This window comes from Paraburkholderia sp. BR14320, from assembly GCF_040948665.1.
GTDB classification, from domain to species: Bacteria; Pseudomonadota; Gammaproteobacteria; order Burkholderiales; family Burkholderiaceae; genus Paraburkholderia; species Paraburkholderia youngii.
Genome location: NZ_JBFPKG010000173.1, coordinates 1 through 1816, shown reverse-complemented (window position 1 = coordinate 1816; position 1816 = coordinate 1). Strand labels below are relative to the sequence as shown.

The 1816-nt window shown below is 54.8% G+C and carries 2 rRNA genes; both read right to left on the bottom strand.

Annotation, left to right across the window (positions count from 1 at the left end):
- Positions 1 to 5: 5 nt before the first annotated feature.
- Positions 6 to 119: ribosomal RNA gene (rrf, locus tag AB3X89_RS39620) — 5S ribosomal RNA — on the bottom strand.
- A gap of 225 nt (positions 120 to 344) precedes the next feature.
- Positions 345 to 1816, bottom strand: a 23S ribosomal RNA gene (locus AB3X89_RS39615); the annotation flags it as partial.

The following is a 1816-nucleotide window of genomic DNA, read 5'->3' as shown; positions in this document are numbered from 1 at the left end:
GGGGAGCCTGACGATTACCTACTTTCACACGGGCAATCCGCACTATCATCGGCGTGGAGTCGTTTCACGGTCCTGTTCGGGATGGGAAGGGGTGGGACCGACTCGCTATGGTCATCAGGCATGACGGGTTGCTGCGTCGCTGTCAGGTTGGGGTCAACCTGGCGCCACAGCCAATCGGGAAGAAGCGTAAAGGATTCGTGTGTGGGTTGTGTTGTTTCTGGCGCAACACTGATCTCTCAACCGTGTGGGCTGGTGACTCCTGCGGGAGTTCCAGCGCATCCCTTTCGGGGATCGGACAGTCGCAAGCGCTAAAGCGCTAACTCATGTCGAAACACACCTGTTATAGGATCAAGCCTTACGGGCAATTAGTATCAGTTAGCTCAGTACATTACTGTACGTGCACACCTGACCTATCAACGTCCTGGTCTTGAACGACCCTTCAAGGGGCTCGAAGCCCCGGGGATATCTCATCTTAAGGCGAGTTTCCCGCTTAGATGCTTTCAGCGGTTATCTCTTCCGAACATAGCTACCCGGCGATGCCACTGGCGTGACAACCGGTACACCAGAGGTTCGTCCACTCCGGTCCTCTCGTACTAGGAGCAGCCCCCTTCAAATATCCAGCGCCCACGGCAGATAGGGACCAAACTGTCTCACGACGTTTTAAACCCAGCTCACGTACCTCTTTAAATGGCGAACAGCCATACCCTTGGGACCGGCTACAGCCCCAGGATGAGATGAGCCGACATCGAGGTGCCAAACACCGCCGTCGATATGAACTCTTGGGCGGTATCAGCCTGTTATCCCCAGAGTACCTTTTATCCGTTGAGCGATGGCCCTTCCATACAGAACCACCGGATCACTATGACCTGCTTTCGCACCTGTTCGACTTGTCAGTCTCACAGTCAAGCACGCTTATGCCATTGCACTATCAGCACGATTTCCGACCGTACCTAGCGTACCTTCGTACTCCTCCGTTACACTTTGGGAGGAGACCGCCCCAGTCAAACTGCCTACCATGCACTGTCCCCGATCCGGATCACGGACCAAGGTTAGAACCTCAAACAGATCAGGGTGGTATTTCAAGGACGGCTCCACGCAGACTGGCGTCCACGCTTCATAGCCTCCCACCTATCCTACACAGACCGGTTCAAAGTCCAATGCAAAGCTACAGTAAAGGTTCATGGGGTCTTTCCGTCTAGCCGCGGGGAGATTGCATCATCACAAACACTTCAACTTCGCTGAGTCTCGGGAGGAGACAGTGTGGCCATCGTTACGCCATTCGTGCAGGTCGGAACTTACCCGACAAGGAATTTCGCTACCTTAGGACCGTTATAGTTACGGCCGCCGTTTACCGGGACTTCAATCAGGAGCTTGCACCCCATCATTTAATCTTCCGGCACCGGGCAGGCGTCACACCCTATACGTCCACTTTCGTGTTTGCAGAGTGCTGTGTTTTTATTAAACAGTCGCAGCCACCAGTTTATTGCAACCCCTTCACCCTTCTGGCGCAGGCCAGTCAAGCTACCGGGGCGTACCTTATCCCGAAGTTACGGTACCAATTTGCCGAGTTCCTTCTCCCGAGTTCTCTCAAGCGCCTTAGAATACTCATCTCGCCCACCTGTGTCGGTTTGCGGTACGGTCACTGTGAAACTGAAGCTTAGAGGCTTTTCCTGGAACCCCTTCCAGTTGCTTCGCTTCCGAAGAAGCTCGCGCCACACCCTTGAGTCCTGTGCCCGGATTTGCCAGGGCACCCTCTCCAATGCAGCGACCGGGACTTCCAACACCCGGACAACCTTCCGCGATCCGTCCCCCCATC